The organism is Stenotrophomonas sp. 99219_Sma, assembly GCF_056480785.1.
This window is the reverse complement of record NZ_CM151117.1, coordinates 3,488,198-3,508,217: the sequence shown is the minus strand read 5'-3', so window position 1 is coordinate 3,508,217 and position 20,020 is coordinate 3,488,198. Positions and strand designations below refer to the sequence as shown.

Sequence of the window (20,020 nt, the reverse complement as noted above, 5' to 3'; positions counted from 1 at the left end):
CGCTGGCCGGCATCCACGGAATCATGCGGTTGCCGGCCAGCGGCCGGCACTACCAGGAATCGGGCCTTACCCCAGATCCCCCAACCGCGCCTGCAGTGCTGCAATCGCGGCCAGGCCGGCCGTTTCCGTGCGCAGGATGCGCGGGCCCAGCTGCAGGCCCTGGAATCCTGCCGCCGCCAACTGATCCCGGTCGCGCGGCGACCAGCCACCTTCCGGGCCGATCGCGATCACGATGCCGCCTGCCGGAGCGGCCGCCAGCGTCGACAAGCGATGTGTGCCCAGCGGGTCCAGGGTCAGCCGCAGCGTATCGGGCGGCAGCGCCGCTGCCGCCTGCGCCAGCGACAGCGGGGATCCCACCTGCGGAATGCGCGCGCGCCCGGACTGGCCGCAGGCTGAGGTCACCACGTTGTTCCAGTGCGCCACGCGCTTCTCCGCGCGTGCTGCATCGAGCTTCACCTCGGTGCGCTCGGCGTTGACCGGAATGATCGCCGCCACGCCCAGTTCGGTGGCCTTCTGCAGGATCAGGTCCATCTTCTCGCCACGGGCGATGCCCTGCAGCAGGGTGATCGCCAGCGGCGATTCGTTGTCGATGGCCTGCACCGCGTCGATGCGCACCTGAACCTCGCGCTTGCCGGCCACGGTCAGCGTGGCGCTGTAGTCATGGCCGTCGCCGTTGAACAGCACGCAGGTGTCTCCCTCGCGCAGGCGCATCACCCGTACCAGGTGGTTGGCGGTCTCTTCCGGCAGGGTCACGGTCTGGCCGCTGTGCAGCGCCAGGTCGATGGGGCAGCGGGTCACGCGCATGCAATCGCCTCGTCAATCGCCGCCAGCGTGGTATGTGCCAGCAGCTCCAGTTGTTCGTCATCCACGCAATAGGGTGGCATCCAGTACAGCACGTCGCCCAGCGGACGCAGTACCACACCGCGCTTCAGCGCGGCCTTGTAGGCGTGCAGGCCCAGCCGCATGGCCGGGTCGAACGGTGTGCGCTTGTTGCCATCGCGCGACAGCTCGAACGCCACCACCATGCCGGCCTGGCGCACGTCGGCCACGTGCGGATGGTCGCTGAACGGTGCGGCCAGCGTGCCCATCACCGAGGCGATGCCGCGGTTGCGCGCGATCACATCGTCGTCGCGGAAGATGTCCAGCGTCGCCAGCGCGGCCGCGCAGGCCAGCGGGTTGCCGGTGTAGCTGTGTGAATGCAGGAAGGCGCGCTCGCGCGAGTCGTCGAGGAACGCGTCGTACAGGGCCTGCGTGGCCAGTACCGCGGCAAGCGGCAGGAAGCCGCCGGTCAGGCCTTTCGAGAGGCACATCAGGTCCGGCATCACCCCGGCCTGCTCGCAGGCGAACAGGGTGCCGGTGCGGCCGAAACCGGTGGCGATCTCGTCGGCGATCATGAATGCACCGTGCGCATCGCACAGTTCGCGCACGCGCTGCAGGTACACCGGGTCGTGCATGCGCATGCCGCCGGCGCACTGCAGGCGCGGTTCCAGGATCACCGCGCAGATCTCGCCCGGGTGCTGGTCGAACAGCGTGGCCAGTCCATCCGCGGCCTGCCGCGCGCGATCTGCCGCACTCTGGCCCGGCTCGGCCAGGTAAGCGTCGGGCGAGGGCGCGAACAGGCCTTCGGCCAGCAGCGGTGCATAGACACGGCGGTACAGCGGGATGTCGCCCAGCGCGAGCGCGCCCAAGGTCTCGCCGTGGTAGCCGTTCTCCAGTGCGATGAACCGCGTGCGCCGCGGCTCGCCACGGTTCTGGAAATACTGGAAGGCCATCTTCAGCGCCACTTCCACGCCGGCGGAGCCGTTGTCAGCGTAGAACACCTTGGCCAGCGGTTCGCGGCCGGGCTGCCGCGGGGCCAGCGCCAGCAGGCGTTCGGCCAGGGTGATGGCTGGCTCATGACCGAAGCCGGCCAGCATCACCTGTTCCAGCTGCGTGGCCTGGGCGGCGATGGCACCACCGATGCGCGGTTCGGCATGACCGAACAGGTTGGTCCACCAGCTGCTGACCGCATCCAGATAGCGATTGCCGTCGTGGTCGATCAGCCAGGCACCTTCGCCGCGGGCGATCGGCACCAGCGGCAGGGTGTGCGGATGCTCGCGCATCTGCGTGCAGGGGTGCCACAGCACCTGCAGGTCGCGCTGCCGCCAATGGCGGGCCAGCGGGGAGGGGGTTGGGTCTGCTAGCATTTCGGGCTCATGAACATGTTGCTGCCTGCACATTCTATCGGCCCCGGCGCAGGCGCCGGCCGCCGCGGAGATTCCGCATGAACGATGACCGTGCCGGCCGTCGCTTGCCGATCATCCATCGGATCACCGATGAGGAGAACGGTCCCTTCCAGCGCCAGCACCTGGACCTGGAGTTCTCCAACGGCGAACGCCGCCGCTTCGAGCGGCTGGTCAGCCGGGGGCATGGCGCGGTGGTGGTGGTGCCGATGCTCGACGACGAAACCGTGCTGCTGGTACGTGAATACGCCGCCGGCATGCACCGCTACGAACTGGGCCTGGTCAAGGGCCGGATCGATGCCGGCGAGACCCCCGAGCAGGCCGCCGACCGCGAACTGAAGGAAGAGGCCGGTTACGGCGCGCGCCGGGTGGATGTGCTGCGCGCGATGACCCTGGCCCCGACCTACATGAGCCACCAGTCGTGGCTGGTGGTGGCGCGCGACCTGTACCCGGAAAAGCTGGCCGGCGACGAGCCGGAAGAGCTGGAAGTCGTCCCGTGGAAGCTGGCCGAGCTGGACCAGCTGATGCTGCGCGAGGACTTCTCCGAGGGACGCTCGCTGGCGGCGCTGTTCATTGCCCGCCAGTGGCTGCAGGGATTGCGATGATCAAACTGACCACGGACCTGCGCGAGACCGCCATCGCCATTGCCCAGGAAGCCGGACAGGCCATCATGCAGGTCTATGCCGATGGCTTCGACGTGCAGCTCAAGGACGACAACAGCCCGGTCACCGCCGCCGACCTGGCCGCCAACCAGGTCATCGAACAGGGCCTGCAGCAGCTGACCCCGGATCTGCCGATCCTGTCCGAGGAATCGGCGCAGGTACCCTGGGAGCAGCGCCGCCACTGGGGCGCCTACTGGCTGGTCGATCCGCTCGATGGCACCCGTGAGTTCGTCAAGCGCAACGGCGAGTTCAGCGTCAACATCGCATTGATCTACCAGGGCGCGCCGGCCTTCGGCGTGGTGCTGGCGCCGGTCACCGGCATCGTCTGGCATGCCATGCGTGGTGAGCTGGCATACCGTCGCCAGGGCCTGCACGACACCGTGCTGCGCACCCGCACGCCGGCCACCGCACCGCTGCGGGTTGCCGCCAGCCGCTCGCACCGCTCACCGGAAACCGAGGCGCTGCTGGCGAGGATGGGGCGCATCGAGACCATCGCGCAGGGCTCGTCGCTGAAATTCTGCCGGATCGCCGAAGGTGGCCTGGATGTCTATCCGCGTCTGGGCCCGACCTCCGAATGGGATACCGCCGCCGGCCAGTGCGTACTGCACGCCGCCGGCGGTGCGGTACTGTCGGCAGCGACCGGCAAGCCGTTCCGCTACAACCGCCGCGAGACCCTGTTGAACGGCGATTTCATTGCCATTGGTGATACCAGCCTGCCGTGGCGCGACTGGTTGTCCGATTGACCCTGGAGACCGCATGAGCGCGCATGACACCCCCATCGCCGGCAGTGCAGCCAGCAACGAACTGGAACGCCTGCTGGCGATCATGGCGCGCCTGCGCGATCCGCAGGGCGGCTGCCCCTGGGACCTGGAACAGAACTTCGCGACCATCGCGCCGTACACCATCGAGGAAGCCTACGAGGTGGCCGATGCGATCGACCGTGGCGACCTCGATGATCTCTGCGATGAGCTGGGCGACCTGCTGCTGCAGGTGGTGTTCCATGCACGTATGGCCGAGGAGCAGGGTGCCTTCGCCTTCGCCGAGGTCGCACGCGCGATCAGCGACAAGATGCAGCGCCGCCACCCGCACGTGTTCGCCGATGTCAGCGTCGATGACGCCGACGGGGTGACGCGTAACTGGGATGCGATCAAGCGTGCCGAGCGTGCCGCCAAGGGCGAGCAGGACACCTCCGCATTGGCCGGCATCTCGCGTGGCCTGCCCGAATGGCAGCGAGCGGTGAAGCTGCAGTCGCGCGCGGCCAAGGTCGGTTTCGACTGGCCGGGCCCGTTGCCGGTGCTGGACAAGGCGGCGGAGGAACTGCAGGAGCTGCGCGAGGAGTTCGAGCGCGGCGATATTGCCGGCAACAAAGCGCGCCTGCAGGAAGAGCTGGGCGATCTGCTGTTCGTCTGCGCCAACCTGGCACGCCACGCCGATATCGATCTGGGTGCGGCGCTGCGCGGGGCCAACCACAAGTTCGAACGCCGCTTCCGTGCGATGGAAGCGCAGGCTGACGCCCAGGGTGGAGCGCTGGCGTCGATGGACCTGGATGCGCAGGAAGCACTGTGGCAGCACGCCAAGGCGGCGGAGAAGGCGTGAAGACGCTCGCGCTGTTCCTGCTGACCGCGCTGGCCGAAATTGTCGGCTGCTACCTGCCGTGGTTGTGGCTGCGCAAGGGCGGCAGCGTGTGGCTGCTGCTGCCGGCTGCCGCCAGCCTGGCCCTGTTCGCCTGGCTGCTGACCCTGCACCCGACCGCCAGTGGCCGGGTCTATGCGGCCTACGGTGGTGTCTACATCGGCACCGCGCTGTTCTGGCTGTGGCTGGTCGATGGCATCCGCCCCAGCCGCTGGGACCTGTTCGGCGCAGCCCTGTGCCTGGCCGGCATGGCGGTGATCATGTTCGGGCCGCGCACGCCCCCGGTGTAGCGTCGAGCCATGCTCGACGGCTTCCGCTTTTTTAGCGTCGAGCCAGGCTCGACGGCTTCCGCTCTTATGTAGAGTCGAGCCATGCTCGACTGCAACTGGGAGGGCCAGTCGAGCATGGCTCGACGCTACAAAGGCAGCGCCACCGGATCATGCACTGCCTTGTCAGAATCGGCCACGCCGTCCAGGCCGCTTTCCCTCCCAGGAAGGCGCATGATGGCGGTGACCACGGCCCCCGGAACACGCATATGTCCCGCTTCGCCAGCTTCCGCGAGTTCTATCCGTTCTATCTCAGCGAGCACCGCCACCCGGTATCGCGCCGGCTGCACTTCGTCGGCAGTTGCGGCGTGCTGCTGCTGGTCGTTGCAGCGATCCTGCGCGGGCAGCCGGTGCTGTTGCTGGCCGCCCTTTTCTGCGGTTACAGCTTCGCCTGGGTCGGCCATTTCTTCTTCGAGAAGAACCGCCCGGCCACCTTCCAGCACCCGCTGTACTCGTTCATGGGCGACTGGGTGATGTTCGCCGACATCCTGCGCGGGCGCGTGCCTTGGTAGCTCCGCTGTGAATGTGGCCTTCACGCGCTATGCTGGGGCCTGGACGTCATAGATAAGGAAAGCAAGATGTTCCCGACCATGTTCTTTACCGTGGTACTGGCCTTCGTGGCCGTGGTCATCCTGTTCAAGGCAGTACGGATGGTGCCCCAGGGCTACGAGTGGACCGTCGAGCGCTTCGGGCGCTACACGCACACCATGACCCCCGGCCTGCATTTCCTGATCCCGATCGTGTACGGGGTGGGGCGCAAGGTGAACATGATGGAGCAGGTGCTGGACGTGCCCAGCCAGGAAGTGATCACCAAGGACAACGCCGCCGTGCGCGTGGACGGCGTGGTGTTCTTCCAGGTACTGGATGCCGCCAAGGCCGCCTATGAGGTGGCCAACCTGGAAGTGGCGATGATCGCCCTGGTGCAGACCAACATCCGTACCGTGATCGGTTCGATGGACCTGGATGAATCGCTCAGCCAGCGCGAGGTGATCAATGCCCAGCTGCTGAGCGTGGTCGACCATGCCACCAATCCCTGGGGAGTGAAGGTCAACCGCATCGAGATCCGCGACATCCAGCCGCCGCGCGATCTGCTGGATGCGATGGCGCGGCAGATGAAGGCCGAGCGCGAAAAGCGCGCGCAGATCCTCGAGGCAGAGGGTTCACGGCAGTCGGAGATCCTGCGCGCCGATGGCGAGAAGCAGGCCACCGTGCTGGAAGCCGAAGGCCGTCGCGAAGCCGCGTTCCGCGATGCCGAGGCGCGCGAGCGCCTGGCCGAGGCCGAAGCGATGGCGACCAAGGTGGTGTCGGCCGCGATTGCCGAGGGTGACGTGCAGGCGATCAACTACTTCGTCGCGCAGAAGTACGTGGAAGCGTTCAAGGAGCTGGCCAGTTCGCCGAACCAGAAGCTGGTGCTGATGCCGATGGAGGCCAGTGGCGTGATCGGTTCGATCGCGGGCGTGGCCGAACTGGCGAAGCAGGCGCTGGCCAGCCAGGACAACAAGGCCGCCGGCAAGCGGCCGCCGCCGCTCGGAGGCTGACATGCGCTGGGAAGTCGTCGGTTGGGGCGCGCTGGCGCTGCTGCTGTTCGCTGCCGAAGCGCTGGCGCCGGGTGCGTTCATGCTGTGGATCGGCATTGGCGCGGCGGCAGTGTTCGTACTGGTTGCGGTGTTCAGCGACATTCCACTGTTGTGGCAGGTGATCGCCTTCGTCCTGCTGAGTGTGGTCTCGATCCAGTGCTACCGGCGCTGGGGGAGGCCGCGGGCACGGCCCAGCGATGCGCCGTTGCTCAACCGCCGTGCCGAGCAGCTGGTCGGCCGGGAGGTGGTACTGCAGCAGGCCATCGTCGGTGGTCAGGGACGGGTCAGCATTGACGATGCGTCCTGGCAGGTGAGTGGACCGGATCTGCAGGCCGGCAGCCTGGTACGGGTGGTGGCGGTGCAGGGCAGCACGCTGCTGGTCGAAGCGGTGGCCTAGGGGTTCCCAGCCAACGGCGGAACCCCTCGTGGGTGGTCGCGGAAGGTGGTTCATGTGTTTGGGTCGGGCGGGTTGGGTTCGCGGGACACGCCGTAGACCCCGCTCCGCGGTCCGGCCCAGCCGCTGGCGGCTGCGCGTTCGGTCGCTTGCGAAGCAGTGCTTCGCAAGCAAAGCGCCCTCACCCATGGGGGCTCGATGGCGCAACGGTCCCGCGAACCCAACCCGCCCGACCCCCGACAGTTTCCGTGCGCGTCCAGCCCACGGAAAAAGAAAAAGAGCAAAGAGCAAAAGCACTCGCTCCGACCCGCCCAGGCCGAGTCAATCCAGAGCCGATGAACTCAGGCTTTGCGCTCTAGCTGTAGAAAGCGGCGGCCGGCCGCAGGCCGGCCAAACACCCCGCTGCGCTGCGGCGCGACCTGCGGGCGACCGATCTGGGATAATGGGGATTCTTGTTTCCTCTGCTGCCGGACCCGGTCATGACCCAGAAGACGCTGCTCAACGATACCCACCGCGCCCTTGGCGCCAAGATGGTCGATTTCGGGGGTTGGGACATGCCCATCCACTACGGCTCGCAGCTCGACGAGCACCACCTCGTTCGTCGCGAGTCGGGTGTGTTCGACGTCAGCCACATGACCGTGGTCGACCTGCGCGGTGACCAGGTCAAGCCGTTCCTGCGCCGCCTGCTCGCCAACTCGGTCGACAAGCTGAAGGTGACCGGCAAGGCGCTGTACTCGTGCATGCTGAATCCGCGCGGCGGCGTCATCGACGACCTGATCGTCTACTACCTGGGCGACGATTTCTTCCGCATGGTGGTCAATGCCTCCACCCGCGAGAAGGACCTGGCCTGGCTGCGCGAGCAGGCTGCACCGTTCGGCGTCACCGTCGAGCAGCGCCCGGACCTGGCCATCCTCGCCGTGCAGGGCCCGCAGGCGCGCGACATCGTCATCGGCCTGGCCCGCGAAAGCGATCGCGCAGCGCTGGCCAAGCTGGGCCGTTTCGCCGCCCTGCAGGTGCAGTCCGATGACGGCGTCGAACTGTTTGTCGCCCGTACCGGTTACACCGGCGAAGACGGCTTCGAAATCCTGCTGCCGCAGGACGCCGTGGTCGCGTTCTGGAACCGCCTGCTGGCGGCGGGCGTGAAGCCGGCGGGCCTCGGCGCACGCGACACGCTGCGCCTGGAAGCCGGCATGAACCTGTACGGCCAGGACATGGACGAAGAGATCAGCCCGTACGAAGCGGCGCTGGCCTGGACCGTGTCGCTGGACGAAGGCCGCGACTTCATCGGCCGCGAGGTGCTGGAAGCGCAGAAGGCTGCCGGCACCGCCCGCCAGATGATCGGTCTGGTGATGGACGAGAAGGGCGTGCTGCGCCATGGTCAGGCGGTGACCACCGCCGGCGGCCAGGGCGAGATCCTGTCCGGCACCTTCTCGCCGACCCTGGCCAAGGGCATCGCCTTCGCCCGTGTACCGGCCGGTGAACTCGGCGAGGTCACCGTCGACATCCGTGGCCGGCAGGTGCCGGTGCGCGTGGTCAAGTTCCCGTTCGTGCGCGAAGGCCAGGCCCAGCCCGGCGTGCTCGCCGACGCCTGATCCGAAACTGCCGATCGTCACTGACAGCAGTGGCGGCCGGTTGGTTACACTAGCCCCGTTTTTTCCACCCCTGCATATCTCTGGAGCAGTCCCATGAGCGAGATCCCCGGCGACCTCAAGTTCCTCAAGTCCCATGAGTGGGCCCGTGTCGAAGGCAATGGCCGTGTCACCGTCGGTATTTCCGACCACGCCCAGGGCCTGCTGGGTGACCTGGTCTACGTCGAACTGCCGGAAGTCGGCGCCGACGCAAAGGCTGGCGAGCAGATCGCCGTTGTCGAGTCGGTGAAGGCCGCCTCGGACGTCTACAGCCCGATCAGCGGCAAGGTCGTCGAGGTCAACTCGGCGCTGTCCGACAAGCCGGAAACCATCAATGAAGATGCCTACGGCGAAGGCTGGATGTTCGTGGTCGAACTGACCAACGCTGAAGAGGTCAACGAACTGCTGGATCCGGACGCGTATGCCGAAGCCCTGGAAAACGACGACCACTGAGTCGTCACTTCCGGGTTCTGGAACGGCCACCTTCGGGTGGCCGTTTTTGTTTTGGCGAGTGCGTCGGACTCATGACGGCGGGTTCGCTCTGCACCCTCGGCGTGGCATCAGCCGACAGACGAACGGTGCCGATCAGCGTGCGCAGTTTTGCGCAAATCCGCGTTTCCGCCCCGCGCCGAAGCGATCGAATGTGAAAACTTTTCGCCCCCCGTTGCGGCCCCGTTGTGCTGGCGTTGGCGACGGTGCGGGTGACCATCGGCGATGCACGTGCGCTGTTGTCCGGAACATGTGCCTATCTGCGCAGAGTGCTTATTTCAAGTGTTTTTTGTTCAGAGAGCGCATCGACTTCGTCGTATGCGGCGCGCGTGCGCGCCGCTTCAATGGTCGTTGCAGGGCGCGCACGGCGGTGGCGAGGACGGCGTCCGGGATGGCGCGGATGTGAAAATTTTTCGCGGGGGTTGTTGACAGTAAAAAAAACCGTGATTAGGTTTCGCCTCAGCAGACCTTGCCTGCCCAACCGAGTGCGCAGAATCAATCGTCCGATGCGAAGCAGCCCCTTCAAGACCACCGCGACCCTGATGACGGTGGACATGGCCCCGCTTCCCCCGGAGAAATGCAAGGCAACTCCCGTTCCGATGTCCGCTCCGCCGATCGAGGCGGGCATTGCCGCATCCGTAACGGCGCGCCTGACGCGCCGGCGGTCCCCGCACGCAGCATCCGCGGGTTTGATCCACCTGGGCGTTTCAACTCCCTATCACTGACGAGGAGCCATCCCATGGCAACCAAGAAAGCTGCGAAGAAGAAGCCCGCCGCCAAGAAAGCGGTGAAGAAGGTCGCGAAGAAGGCCGCTGCCAAGAAGGCAGTGAAGAAGGTCGCGAAGAAGGCGACCGCCAAGAAGGCAGTGAAGAAGGCTGCGAAGAAGGTCGCCAAGAAGACCACTGCGAAGAAGGCAGTGAAGAAGGCGGCGAAGAAGGTAGCCAAGAAGTCCACTGCCAAGAAGGCCGTCAAGAAGACCGCGAAGAAGGCCGTCAAGAAGGTAGCCAAGAAGGCCACCAAGAAGACTGCCAAGAAGGCAACGGCCCGCAAGCCGGCCAAGAAGGTCGCGAAGAAGGCAACTGCCAAGAAGGCCGTCAAGAAGACCGCCAAGAAGGCAGTAAAGAAGACCGCGAAGAAGGCGACCAAGAAGGCTGCCCCGAAGAAGGCAGCGAAGAAGGTTGCCAAGCGCAAGCCGGCCGCCCGCAAGAAGAAGGCTGCTCCGGTCGCTCTGCCGGCAACCCCGGCGCCGCTGATCTAAGTACTTCCCGATAGCCGCATCCTGAAACCCCCTTCCCTGACTGCCCAGCGGGGAGGGGGTTTTTTTATGGGCCGTTTGCAGGGTCGAGCCGTGCTCGACTGCTTTTCTGACGGTCGACGCTAGCGGTGCGGCGCCGGTGGAAAGCGCTCCACCAGGAAGTCCAGGAAGCTGCGCAGGCGGGTCGAGTGGTAGCGATCGTGGGCGTAGACCACGTGCATCGGCCGACCGGTCTGGCCGAACTCAGGGAACAGCTGCACCAGGCGTCCGGTGTCGATGTCGGCAGCCAGCAGCAGTGCCGACTGCAGCACGATGCCCAGCCCGTGCAGCGCTGCCGTGCGCAGCGCTTCGCCGTTGTTGATCTGCAGCCGGCCGCCAGGCACACGCTCGAGTTCGCCAGCATCGGCCTGCAGCCACTGTGCGAGTGCGCTCGGTTCGAAGGACAGGCACTGATGCAGGGCGAGGTCCTGAAGGCTGCGAGGCGTGCCACGCCTGGCCAGGTACGCCGGCGATGCGCACATCATCAAGCGATACGGTGCCAGCGCACGCGCCACCAGCATGCTGCTGTCGGCCAGCGTGCCGATGCGCAGCGCCGCTTCGAAACCCTCCTCGGCGAGGTCGACCACGCGGTCGCTCAGCGTGACTTCGACCCGGACATCCGGATGGCGCGCCATGTATTCGGCCAGTGCCGGTACCAGTGCGTGCGTGCCGAAGATCACCGGCGCACTGATGCGCAACGTGCCCGCCGGTGCCAGCTGCTGGTGCTGCGCCTGTGCGTCCGTTTCTTCCACCAGCCGCAGGATCTCCCGGCAGCGGGTGTAGTAGTCCTCGCCGAAGGGCGTCATGTGCTGGCGCCGGGTGGTACGGCTCAACAGCTGCATCCCCAGCCGTGCTTCCAGCGCACGCAGGTGCTTGCCGGCCATCGTCGCCGAGATATCCATCGCCGCCGCAGCAGCGCTGAGGCTGCCCTTGTCCACGATCAGCACGTAGACCTGCATGCTCTCCAGCAGATTCATCTGACACCCCGGGTGTTGAATGCTGAAACCTGCGCGGAGTTTATCAATCAGGGGTGATCAAACAGCATGTACTGCACGGGCCGGATGTACCGGCTGGCGGATTGGGAGAACATCATGGATCTGGGGCTTGAAGGGCGTACCGCGCTGATCACCGGGGCGGGCAGTGGCATCGGTGCCGGTGTGGCCAGGCTGCTGGCGGCACAGGGAGTACGCATTGCGATCAGTGCACGGCGTGCCGAGCCGCTGCATGCACTGGCGGCAGAGATCGAATCTGCAGGCGCGCCGGCACCGATCGTCCTGCTGGGCGACCTCACCGATGCGGAGCAGGTACGCCACATTGCGGATGCAGCCTCGGCGGCACTGACGCGTGTCGACATCCTCGTCAATGCGGCTGGAGGAGGCCGGCCGACCACCGTGGATGCGGGGGACGATGTCTGGGAGGAAGCCATGGCCTTGAACTTCTCTTCGGCACGACGCCTGACCCAGGCACTGCTGCCGGCGATGCAGGCGCAGGGCTGGGGGCGGGTGATCAACCTCAGCGGTTCAATGGAACCGCGCGCGGTGAATGCTGCCACGGCGGCGAAGGCGGCGTTGCATCTGTGGAGCAAAGGGCTGTCGTCGGCGCTGGCCTCACAGGGCATCACGGTCAATGCAATCGCGCCGGGACGCATCAACAGTGCTCAGATCCGGGACCGGCTGCATCCCACCGAAGAAAGCCGGCGTGAGTTCATCGAACGCAACATTCCGATCGGGCGTTTTGGTGATCCGGAGGAGGTGGCGCCGCTGGTGGCCTTTCTGGCCTCGCCCTTGGCCGGCTACATCACCGGCGCGGTGATTCCGGTGGATGGCGGCATGCACTACTTCGCGCATTAGCCTTCCGTTTGTAGAGTCGAGCGGTGCTCGACTGCTTTGCTCTACAACTGCCAACAAAAAGGGCGACCCGCAGGCCGCCCTTCGCACACACGGTGAAGCCCGCCAACTCAGCGCGGCGAGGCCACCGCACGGTTGCTCGAAGCACCCTTGCCCTTGCGCTTGTCCTGCTGCGCCGGGCTCGCGCCTTCGGCCATCAGGTTGTCACTGCCGAAGTCGGTGTCCACGTCCAGCCAGCGCTGCGTCGGCAGGCCGAGCGCGGAATCGAGCACCGTCGGCAGCAGGCCGCTGGGCAGGCCGCTTTCGCCGTTCCACATGATGGCGATGCCGAGATCGCGTTCCGGCACCAGCGCGACCAGGCCGCGATAGCCCTGCACGGCACCGGCATGGAACACCACATCGTGGCCGGCGTAGTCGAAGGTGCGCCAGCCCAGTGCGTAGCCGGCCGAATGCAGGCGCTCGCGGCGCCAGCCCGAACGCATTTCGCCCGGGGTGTTGATCAGGCTCGAATGCAGGGTGGCCAGCAGCGGTGCCGGCAGCACGTCCGGGCGATGGCCGGTGTGGGCCAGCAGCCACTGCGCCATGTCGCTGGCGCTGGCGTTGACGCCGGCGGCCGGGGCGACGCGGTAGTAGGTCGGCTTCGGTGTCAGCGACACCCAGCCATTGCGGCTGCGCACGTGCGGACGCGCCCAGCGCGAGCTGGCCTGGATGCCGGCCAGGCCGAGGCTGGCATCGTTCATGCCCAGCGGCTTGAAGATGCGGCGCTCGACCGACTGCTCGTAGAAGCTCCCCGAGGCGGCATAGACCACGTCGCCGATCAGGCTGAAGGCCACGTTCTGGTAGGCGTAGCAGTCGCCCGGCAGGCACTTCAGGCTGGTATTGGCCAGCTTCTGGGTGAGTGCGTAGTACTCGGCGTTGCCTTCGATGTCGCGGTCGTAGGCGTTGTACGGCAGGCCGACGCGGTGGCTGAGCACGTCGGCCACGGTCAGGCGATCGGTCGCTTCCGGAGAGTTCAGGCGGAAGCCCGGCACGTAGTCGGTGACCTTGCTGTCCCAGCGCAGCGTGCCATCGTTGACCAGCAGTCCGGCCATGGTGCCGGCGAAGGCCTTGGACAGCGATGCCAGGCGGAACACGGTGTGGGCGTCGACCGGCAGCGGGTTGTTGACGTCGGTAACGCCATAACCACGCGCGCTGAGTACGCGGCCACCCTGCACGATGGCCACGGCCATGCCGGGCACACGCTCGCCATAGGTGAGTTGCTGCGCCATCGATTCGATGTTGGCCACGTTGAAGCCGGCCGCCGGCAGCTGCACCTGCGGCACCAGGCCGGTGCGGTAAGCGGCGGGCTGGGTATGGGCGACGGCGGTGGCGGCGGATTCGATGTTGGCCGGCATCGGCGGCAATGGCGGCGGGGTCTGCGCGGTGGTGGACAAGGCAACGGGCATCAACATGCCCAGCAAACCGGTGGCCGCCGAACGGATCGGACGACGCAGGCTGTTCTTTTTCATCGTGGAGACCCGTGCGCGACTGCTGATGGCGATTCTAGCGCCGCTTTTCCCTTGTGCACAAACAAAGCGAAGATGAATGCGCATCTCGTTGAAAAAATTGGAATTTTGACGCCCCGAAAGCATGTGTCAGAACGTATCGTCCGGGCGGGGCCGTGACACTGCGTTGCGGCCTTCTGCGTGGCTGCTGCTGGCGATGTTGCAGTGCATTGGCTAACGTACGCGCTTCACCGCCCCCGGAGCCTGCCATGCCGCTGTCCAACCGCCGTCTTCTGGCGAGGGACACCGCGTGAGCGCGGTGAAGGGCAAGGGGCCGTTGCGTGGGCTGGCGGCGGCACTGCGTGAGTCGCCGGCGCTGTGGTGGTCGTTCCTGTACTTCTTCTGCCTGCTCAGCGGCTACTACGTGCTGCGCCCGGTGCGTGAGGCGATGGCTGCCTCGGCCGATCTGGAGACCGTGTTTCCGCCGATGCTGATCGCCTGGTTCGCCAGTCATGGCATCGCGCTGAAGGATTTCGTCCTGCAGTTCCTGTTCTCCTGCGTGTTCGTGATCATGCTGGTGCTGCAGCCGGTGTACGGCTGGCTGGTCAGCCGCTTCCCACGGCGGGTGTTCCTGCCGGCGGTGTATGGGTTCTTCATCGTCACCTTGCTGGGCTTCTACGCGCTGTTCGACAGCAACGTGCCGGGGCGCGGCATGGCCTTCTTCCTCTGGGTGATGGTGTTCAACCTGTTCGCGGTGGCGGTGTTCTGGAGCTTCATGGCCGACGTGTTCTCCAACGCGCAGGCGCGGGCGTATTACGGCTACATCGGCGCGGCTGGCACCATCGGCGCGTTCCTGGGCCCGCTCATTACCAGCGCGCTGGCACAGCGTGTGGGCATCGCCAACCTGATGCTGGTATCTGCGGGTTTCCTGATTGTCTGCTTGTTGAGCATCTGGCGACTACGGCACTGGGCGGTGCTGCGCGAACGCGAGCAGCAGCTGGTCTCGGGCGAGAAGCCGATGGGCGGCAGCGTGCTTGACGGCCTGAAGCTGATCGCACGCGAGCCGCTGCTGCGCTGGCTGGCCGTGCTGGTGGTGTTCGGCGTGGGCGTGGGCACCCTGTTGTACAACCAGCAGGCCAGCATCGTGCGCGCGGCCTTCAACGACCCGGCTGCCAGCACCGCGTTCTTCTCGCGCATCGACCTGGCGGTGAACGCGCTGACGCTTCTGTTGCAGTTGAGTCTGACTCGCTGGCTGTTGTCGCGCCACGGCATAGCCCCGGCCCTGCTGATTCCCGCGTTCGCCATCCTGATCGGCTTCTCGGTGCTGGCCGCATCGCCGCTGCCGATGATGGTGGCGGTGGTGCAGGTGCTGACCCGCGCCAGTGAATTCTCGCTCTTCAAGCCGGCACGCGAAACCATCTACACCCGGGTGGACCGCCAATGGCGCTACAAGGCCGGTGCGGCCATCGACACGGTGGTCTACCGTGGTGCCGACCTGAGCTTCACCTGGGTGCACAAGGGCTTGTCGCTGTTTGGTTCACACGTGGTGTTCATCGGCGGCGTGGTGGTTGCCGCGTGCATGACCGCCGCCGCATTCGGTGTGCTGCGCGAAGAAAAGAAGCTGCCGCGCGACCGCTGATCCCGTCCAGTCTTTTTGAGGAGAGAAACGATGTCGCTGATCGCGCTGCTGCTGACCGTGCTGGTCGCGGTGCTGCACCTGTACTTCCTGGTGCTGGAAATGTTCCTGTGGACCCGCCCGCTGGGCCTGAAGACCTTCCGCAACACGCCCGAGAAGGCAGAGACCACGCGCGTGCTGGCGGCCAACCAGGGCCTGTACAACGGCTTCCTGGCGGCGGGCATCGTGGTGGGGCTGGTGATCGGTCAGCCGGTGCTGGTGACGTTCTCGCTGGCCTGCGTGGTGGTGGCCGGGTGCTATGGCGCGTACAGCGTGAGCCGGCGCATTTTCATGATCCAGGCCGTACCGGCCATTCTGGCGCTGGCGTCGCGAGCGTTCTGAAGTCGGCGCGTGCTGGCAGGCGCCGCCGCTCAGCGGCTGATGGCGCGCATGATGCCCAGCCACATTGGCACGGCATGCAGCGCCGCACCCAGCACGAACAGGCCCGTCAGCAGGTGTACGCGCCAGTCGTTGATGCGCAGGAAGACGAATTGTTCAAGCGCGCGGCCCACCCAGAACACCGCCATGAAACCCAGCAGGACCAACCCCAGACGAGTGCCGACCAGGTCCGGGGCAAAGATCAGCGCGATCAGCCCCATTCCCAGGAACACATAGATCACGCGCAGATTGAGGATCTGCATGATCGCGCGGTTGACCGTGCCGAGCTGGGCGAGCTCGCGTTTCCAGCCGAACAGCCGCCAGAACGCTAGATGGAAGGCGGCAAACCCCAGGCTGTGAATGCCTGCCAGGCGCACAAGCAGTTCAGCGGTCGTCATGGTTGATCAGCCTGTGCGCGGAGGGCGCGGCGATACCCACATCGCGATGGTCGCATGGAACACCTCGGTCCCTGCCGCATCGGTCACGCTGACCTTCACGGGCAGGTCGTAGCCGTCCGCAGCACTGACGATGGACAACATGGGCGTCGCCACGGCCTTCAACGTGCCCAAGGCCTTGGCCTGGTATTTCACTTCCATGCCCTTGGGGATCCAGCGCATGTCTGGCGGCAGGCTGGCGTCCACCATCACCCCGCCGACCAGCTCGGCCAGGTTGCACATCGCGATCGCATGTACCGTGCCGATGTGGTTGTTGATGCGGCGGTGCTGGCGGATCACGCCTTCGCAGCGGCCTGGCTCCAGTGCGGTGATGGTGGGCGCGATGCTGGCGAAGTAGGGCGCCTTGAAGCACACCGCGCGTGAGAACAGCCAGTTGCCGGCAGGCCAGCGCTGCAGGCGGTGGTAAAGCGAGAGCAGGGGCGTGGACATGGTTGATGTTCCGGTCGGCGGATAAAGCGACGGCGGGCCGAGGCCCGCCGTCGTGGCAACGCGTGTCGCGGGCGATCAGGCCGCCTGCGAATGCGGGTCCTTGTGCTGGCGGTCGTAGTAGCTGGCCGCGCGCAGTTCGTGGGTGTCGAAGTCGTCCACGGTGATGGTGTCCAGGGTCAGCGTACGCAGTTCTTCCAGCAGGCTGCGCTCGTCCTGGGTGATGACGCCTTCGGCCACGGCTTCGTCCAGCTGGCTCTTGAAGTCCAGCGCTTCGATGCCCTTGCTCTTCAGCGCCTTCAGGAACTTGCGCTCCACCGGCTCGGCCATGATCGCCTTGCTCAGGTAGCTGTTGATACGGCCGCCCGGGTTGTTCTCGCACGGGGTCAGGAACACGCCGCTGGCCAGGCGGTCGCGGGCTTCGTTCGGCGCCATCAGCAGAGCGGCAACACGGCGGCTCAGGCGGTCGCCGGGGGCCTCGGCACGACGGCCCAGCGGGAAGATCAACGCCCACATCAGCCAACCGATCGGACGGATCGGGAAGTTGCGCAGCGCGGCCGACAGCGATTCTTCGATCTTGTGCACGCTGTCATGGAAGGCCCAGGCCAGCAGCGGCTGGTCGGCCTGCGGTGCGCCTTCGTCGTGGTAGCGCTTGAGCATGGCGCTGGTCATGTAGACGTGGCTCAGCACATCGCCCAGGCGGCCGGACAGCGATTCCTTGAACTTCAGCTTGCCGCCGAGGGTCATCATCGAGATGTCGGCCATCAGCGCCAGGTTGGCCGAGTAACGGTCCAGCTTGCGGAAGTAGCGGCGGGTGTAGGCGTCACCCGGGGCAGCACCGAAGCGTGCACCGGTCAGGCCGAACCAGAACGAACGCACGGCATTGGAGAGGCCATAGCGGATGTGGCCGAACAGGCTGCGATCGAACTCCTGCAGACCGGCACGGGTATCCGGATCCTGCGCAGCCTTCATTTCCTTCAGCACCCAGGGGTGGCAGAGGATCGCACCCTGGCCGAAGATCAGCAGGCTGCGGGTCATGATGTTGGCGCCTTCCACGGTGATCGCGATCGGCGCGGCCTGCCAGCTGCGGCCGGCGAAGTTGCGCGGCCCCAGGATGATGCCCTTGCCGCCGATCACGTCCATCATGTCCGAGATCACTTCGCGGCTCATGTTGGTGCAGTGGTACTTGGCGATCGCCGACGGCACCGACGGCACGTCACCACGGTCAACCGCCGCGGCGGTGGCCTGCGACAGCGCACTGATCTTGTAGGCCTTGCCGCCGATGCGGGCCAGCGCTTCTTCCACGCCTTCGAAGCGGCCGACCGACAGGCCGAACTGCTTGCGGATGCGCGCATAGGCGCCGGTCACCGCGGCACCGGCCTTGGCACCACCACTGGCGGTGGACGGCAGGGTGATCGAGCGGCCCACGGCCAGGCACTCGTTGAGCATGTTCCAGCCCTTGCCGGCCATGGCAGCGCCACCGATCAGCTGGGTCAGCGGGATGAACACGTCCTTGCCGCGGATCGGACCGTTCTGGAACGTCGAGTTCAGCGGGAAGTGGCGGCGGCCGATTTCAACACCGGCGGTGTCGCGCGGCAGCAGGCCCAGGGTGATGCCGATGTCGCGGGTATCGCCGATCAGGCCATCCGGGTCGTACATGCGGAAGGCCAGGCCGATCAGCGAGGCAACCGGGGCCAGGGTGATGTAGCGCTTGTCGAAGGTCAGCTTGACGCCGAGCACCTGCTCGCCGTTCCACTCGCCCTTGCAGACGATGCCGTAGTCCGGAATCGAGGTGGCGTCGGAGCCGGCGAACGGACCGGTCAGGCCGAAGCACGGCACTTCGCGGCCATCGGCCAGGCGCGGCAGGTACTGGTCCTTCTGTTCCTGGGTGCCGTAATGCACCAGCAGTTCACCCGGGCCCAGCGAGTTGGGCACGCCGACGGTGGAGCTGACCACCGAAGACACCGACGCCAGCTTCTGGATCACCTTGTGGTGGGCCAGCGCAGAGAAGCCCAGGCCGCCGTATTCCTTCGGGATGATCATGCCGAAGAACTTGTTCTTCTTGATGAAGGCCCACAGTTCCGGCGGCAGGTCAGCGTGGACGTGGGTGATTTCCCAGTCGTTGACCATGGTGCACAGCTCTTCCACCGGGCCATCGAGGAAGGCCTGTTCTTCGGCGGTCAGCTGCGGCTTGGGATAGTTGAGCAGGATGTTCCAGTCCGGATCACCGGTGAACAGTTCACCCTCGAAACCGACCGAGCCGGTTTCCAGCGCGATTCGCTCGGTCTGCGACAGTGGCGGCAGCACCTTGCGGAACACCTTCATCATCGGGCCGGTCAGCAGCGGCTTGCGGATGAACGGCAGCAGCAGCGGCACGGCGATGACGGCCAATACAGCGGCTGCGACGATCGTGGCGGTCTGGTTGACGTAGGGAATGAACCAGCAGGCGGCCAGCAGGGCCACGCTGATCAGCGTCCAGGTAACCAGCCGCATGCGGTGGTAGGCGACGAACGCGCCTGCCAGCAGCAGGGCGAGGAAGGGAAGAACGATGCTCATGAGCGTGCTCCGGTGACGTGCTCGTTTGTGGCGGACGAAGCCGCAGCGTCTGCTGCGGGCAACACGTCCAGATAGTCCAACACAGTAGCGGTAAAGGCGTCGTTGTCATCGCCGGCGACCATGTGCGTGGCCTGCGGCAGCTGTACATGACGCGCGTGCGGCGCCAACGCCAGGAATTCGGCCACGGTCTGCGGCGTGACCAGGTCGCTGCGACCGCCGCTGACCAGCAGCAGCGGGCACTTCACCTGGCGCGCGGCTTCGGCCAGTGCGTCCTGGTGCTGTTCGCTGTCGCGGGCCAGTTCGGCCACCAGGCGCGGATCCCAGTGCCAGCGCCAGCGGCCGTGACCGTCTTCGCGCAGCAGCGCGCGCAGCGACTGCTCGGATTTGCGCGGACGGTGCGGCATGTAGGCCGAGATCACGTCGGCGGCCTGGCTCAGCGAGGCGAATCCGTCGGGATGGGCGGTCATGAAGGCGAGGATGCGCTCGACACCGGCGGTATCCCAGCGCGGGGTGATGTCGACCAGCACCATCGCCGAGAACAGGCCCGGCCAGCGCGACTCGGCCAGCAGACCGAACAGGCCCCCCATCGAGGCTGCAACCAGCACCGGCGGGCGTGGCTGTTCGCCAGCCAGCACGATCAGGTCATCGGCGAACTGTTCGCCGTGATAGGGCAGGTCGGCGGCATTCCAGTCCGAATCGCCGTGACCACGTGCGTCATAAGCCAGCGTCTGCAGGCCGGCTGCAGACAGGGCACGCGCGGTGGCATTCCAGGCGTGACGGGTCTGGCCGAAACCGTGCGCGAACAGCACCCGGCCACGACGACCGTGGTCGCTGGCAGTGGCGGCGAGGCGGGCACCATCATGGGCCGCCTCCAGGTGCAGGTCATGGAACGCAGCGGGAGTAGGGGACGTAACCATACTTGCTAGTATGGATCGCTTGTGAGGGAAGTCAATACTGCATCGTATGGTGCGGTGC

The 20,020-nt window shown here is 66.2% G+C and carries 22 protein-coding genes; 13 read left to right on the top strand and 9 right to left on the bottom strand.

The window, feature by feature from the left end:
* Positions 1-66: 66 nt before the first annotated feature.
* Both ACZK13_RS16120 and bioA read right to left on the bottom strand, forming a co-directional pair.
* The gene (locus ACZK13_RS16120; protein ID WP_478444924.1) at positions 67-804 is read right to left on the bottom strand and encodes a 16S rRNA (uracil(1498)-N(3))-methyltransferase; all 738 of its coding nucleotides are present in this window, start codon (positions 802-804) and stop codon (positions 67-69) included.
* Entirely contained in the window at positions 795-2,186 is a 1,392-nt protein-coding gene (bioA, locus tag ACZK13_RS16115) for an adenosylmethionine--8-amino-7-oxononanoate transaminase (RefSeq protein ID WP_285303450.1), read from the bottom strand. Before bioA ends, ACZK13_RS16120 begins: the two co-directional genes overlap by 10 nt.
* A 77-nt stretch (positions 2,187-2,263) precedes the next feature.
* Between bioA and nudE the strand changes: the two genes are divergently transcribed.
* The 9 genes from nudE to gcvH all read left to right on the top strand — a co-directional run bounded on the left by nudE (position 2,264) and on the right by gcvH (position 8,894).
* Positions 2,264-2,827 carry an ADP compounds hydrolase NudE gene (nudE, locus tag ACZK13_RS16110; protein WP_010482713.1) on the top strand — a complete coding sequence of 188 codons (564 nt, stop codon included), beginning with the start codon at positions 2,264-2,266 and terminating at the stop codon, positions 2,825-2,827.
* Positions 2,824-3,627, top strand: coding sequence for a 3'(2'),5'-bisphosphate nucleotidase CysQ (gene cysQ, locus ACZK13_RS16105; RefSeq protein ID WP_478481914.1), 804 nt, complete (start codon positions 2,824-2,826; stop codon positions 3,625-3,627). Before nudE ends, cysQ begins: the two co-directional genes overlap by 4 nt.
* A 13-nt stretch (positions 3,628-3,640) precedes the next feature.
* Positions 3,641-4,480: a nucleoside triphosphate pyrophosphohydrolase gene (gene mazG, locus ACZK13_RS16100; protein WP_049422149.1), complete on the top strand. Its 840-nt coding sequence runs from the start codon at positions 3,641-3,643 to the stop codon at positions 4,478-4,480.
* Complete coding sequence (locus ACZK13_RS16095; protein ID WP_032130110.1) at positions 4,477-4,806, top strand: YnfA family protein; 330 nt, start codon at positions 4,477-4,479, stop codon at positions 4,804-4,806. Before mazG ends, ACZK13_RS16095 begins: the two co-directional genes overlap by 4 nt.
* A gap of 245 nt (positions 4,807-5,051) precedes the next feature.
* Complete coding sequence (locus ACZK13_RS16090) at positions 5,052-5,354, top strand: Mpo1-like protein (RefSeq protein WP_049422150.1); 303 nt, start codon at positions 5,052-5,054, stop codon at positions 5,352-5,354.
* Between the two features lie 66 nt (positions 5,355-5,420).
* Complete coding sequence (locus ACZK13_RS16085; RefSeq protein WP_005410704.1) at positions 5,421-6,380, top strand: SPFH domain-containing protein; 960 nt, start codon at positions 5,421-5,423, stop codon at positions 6,378-6,380.
* Between the two features lies 1 nt (position 6,381).
* Positions 6,382-6,816: an NfeD family protein gene (locus ACZK13_RS16080; protein WP_121504657.1), complete on the top strand. Its 435-nt coding sequence runs from the start codon at positions 6,382-6,384 to the stop codon at positions 6,814-6,816.
* 476 nt (positions 6,817-7,292) lie between these two features.
* Positions 7,293-8,405, top strand: a complete 1,113-nt coding sequence (gene gcvT / locus ACZK13_RS16075; RefSeq protein WP_125895566.1) for a glycine cleavage system aminomethyltransferase GcvT — start codon at positions 7,293-7,295, stop codon at positions 8,403-8,405.
* A gap of 93 nt (positions 8,406-8,498) precedes the next feature.
* Positions 8,499-8,894: a glycine cleavage system protein GcvH gene (gene gcvH / locus ACZK13_RS16070; RefSeq protein ID WP_005410701.1), complete on the top strand. Its 396-nt coding sequence runs from the start codon at positions 8,499-8,501 to the stop codon at positions 8,892-8,894.
* 292 nt (positions 8,895-9,186) lie between these two features.
* On the opposite strand, the gene ACZK13_RS16065 is transcribed toward gcvH, so the two are convergent.
* Positions 9,187-9,486 (bottom strand): hypothetical protein, encoded by a 300-nt coding sequence (locus ACZK13_RS16065; protein ID WP_125895567.1) that lies wholly within the window; start codon positions 9,484-9,486, stop codon positions 9,187-9,189.
* Between the two features lie 183 nt (positions 9,487-9,669).
* Between ACZK13_RS16065 and ACZK13_RS16060 the strand changes: the two genes are divergently transcribed.
* Positions 9,670-10,188 (top strand): hypothetical protein, encoded by a 519-nt coding sequence (locus tag ACZK13_RS16060; RefSeq protein WP_032130057.1) that lies wholly within the window; start codon positions 9,670-9,672, stop codon positions 10,186-10,188.
* Positions 10,189-10,307: 119 nt separating this feature from the next.
* Here ACZK13_RS16060 and ACZK13_RS16055 read toward each other — a convergent pair whose 3' ends face one another.
* A complete protein-coding gene (locus ACZK13_RS16055) occupies positions 10,308-11,201 on the bottom strand; it encodes a LysR family transcriptional regulator (RefSeq protein WP_478481912.1) in 894 nt (297 codons plus the stop codon).
* Between the two features lie 114 nt (positions 11,202-11,315).
* Between ACZK13_RS16055 and ACZK13_RS16050 the strand changes: the two genes are divergently transcribed.
* The gene (locus ACZK13_RS16050) at positions 11,316-12,074 is read left to right on the top strand and encodes an SDR family NAD(P)-dependent oxidoreductase (RefSeq protein ID WP_032130070.1); all 759 of its coding nucleotides are present in this window, start codon (positions 11,316-11,318) and stop codon (positions 12,072-12,074) included.
* 107 nt (positions 12,075-12,181) lie between these two features.
* Here the strand turns inward: ACZK13_RS16050 and ACZK13_RS16045 are convergent, their stop codons facing one another.
* A complete protein-coding gene (locus ACZK13_RS16045; RefSeq protein WP_032130059.1) occupies positions 12,182-13,579 on the bottom strand; it encodes a serine hydrolase domain-containing protein in 1,398 nt (465 codons plus the stop codon).
* A 286-nt stretch (positions 13,580-13,865) separates the two neighbouring features.
* On the opposite strand from ACZK13_RS16045, the gene ACZK13_RS16040 reads away from it, so the two are divergent.
* Both ACZK13_RS16040 and ACZK13_RS16035 read left to right on the top strand, forming a co-directional pair.
* On the top strand, positions 13,866-15,194 hold the full coding sequence (locus tag ACZK13_RS16040; RefSeq protein WP_293797914.1) for an NTP/NDP exchange transporter: 1,329 nt from the start codon (positions 13,866-13,868) through the stop codon (positions 15,192-15,194).
* A gap of 30 nt (positions 15,195-15,224) precedes the next feature.
* A complete protein-coding gene (locus ACZK13_RS16035) occupies positions 15,225-15,572 on the top strand; it encodes a DUF1304 domain-containing protein (RefSeq protein ID WP_346486913.1) in 348 nt (115 codons plus the stop codon).
* A gap of 29 nt (positions 15,573-15,601) precedes the next feature.
* On the opposite strand, the gene ACZK13_RS16030 is transcribed toward ACZK13_RS16035, so the two are convergent.
* From ACZK13_RS16030 to ACZK13_RS16015, 4 genes are all read right to left on the bottom strand, one after another.
* Complete coding sequence (locus ACZK13_RS16030; protein ID WP_125895572.1) at positions 15,602-16,006, bottom strand: hypothetical protein; 405 nt, start codon at positions 16,004-16,006, stop codon at positions 15,602-15,604.
* A 6-nt stretch (positions 16,007-16,012) separates the two neighbouring features.
* Positions 16,013-16,492: a hotdog fold domain-containing protein gene (locus tag ACZK13_RS16025; RefSeq protein ID WP_032130063.1), complete on the bottom strand. Its 480-nt coding sequence runs from the start codon at positions 16,490-16,492 to the stop codon at positions 16,013-16,015.
* Positions 16,493-16,567: 75 nt separating this feature from the next.
* A complete protein-coding gene (locus ACZK13_RS16020) occupies positions 16,568-19,045 on the bottom strand; it encodes an acyl-CoA dehydrogenase (RefSeq protein ID WP_032130064.1) in 2,478 nt (825 codons plus the stop codon).
* Positions 19,042-19,962, bottom strand: coding sequence for an alpha/beta fold hydrolase (locus ACZK13_RS16015; protein ID WP_478481909.1), 921 nt, complete (start codon positions 19,960-19,962; stop codon positions 19,042-19,044). The genes ACZK13_RS16020 and ACZK13_RS16015 overlap by 4 nt, the downstream gene beginning before the upstream one ends.
* Positions 19,963-20,020 lie beyond the last annotated feature (58 nt).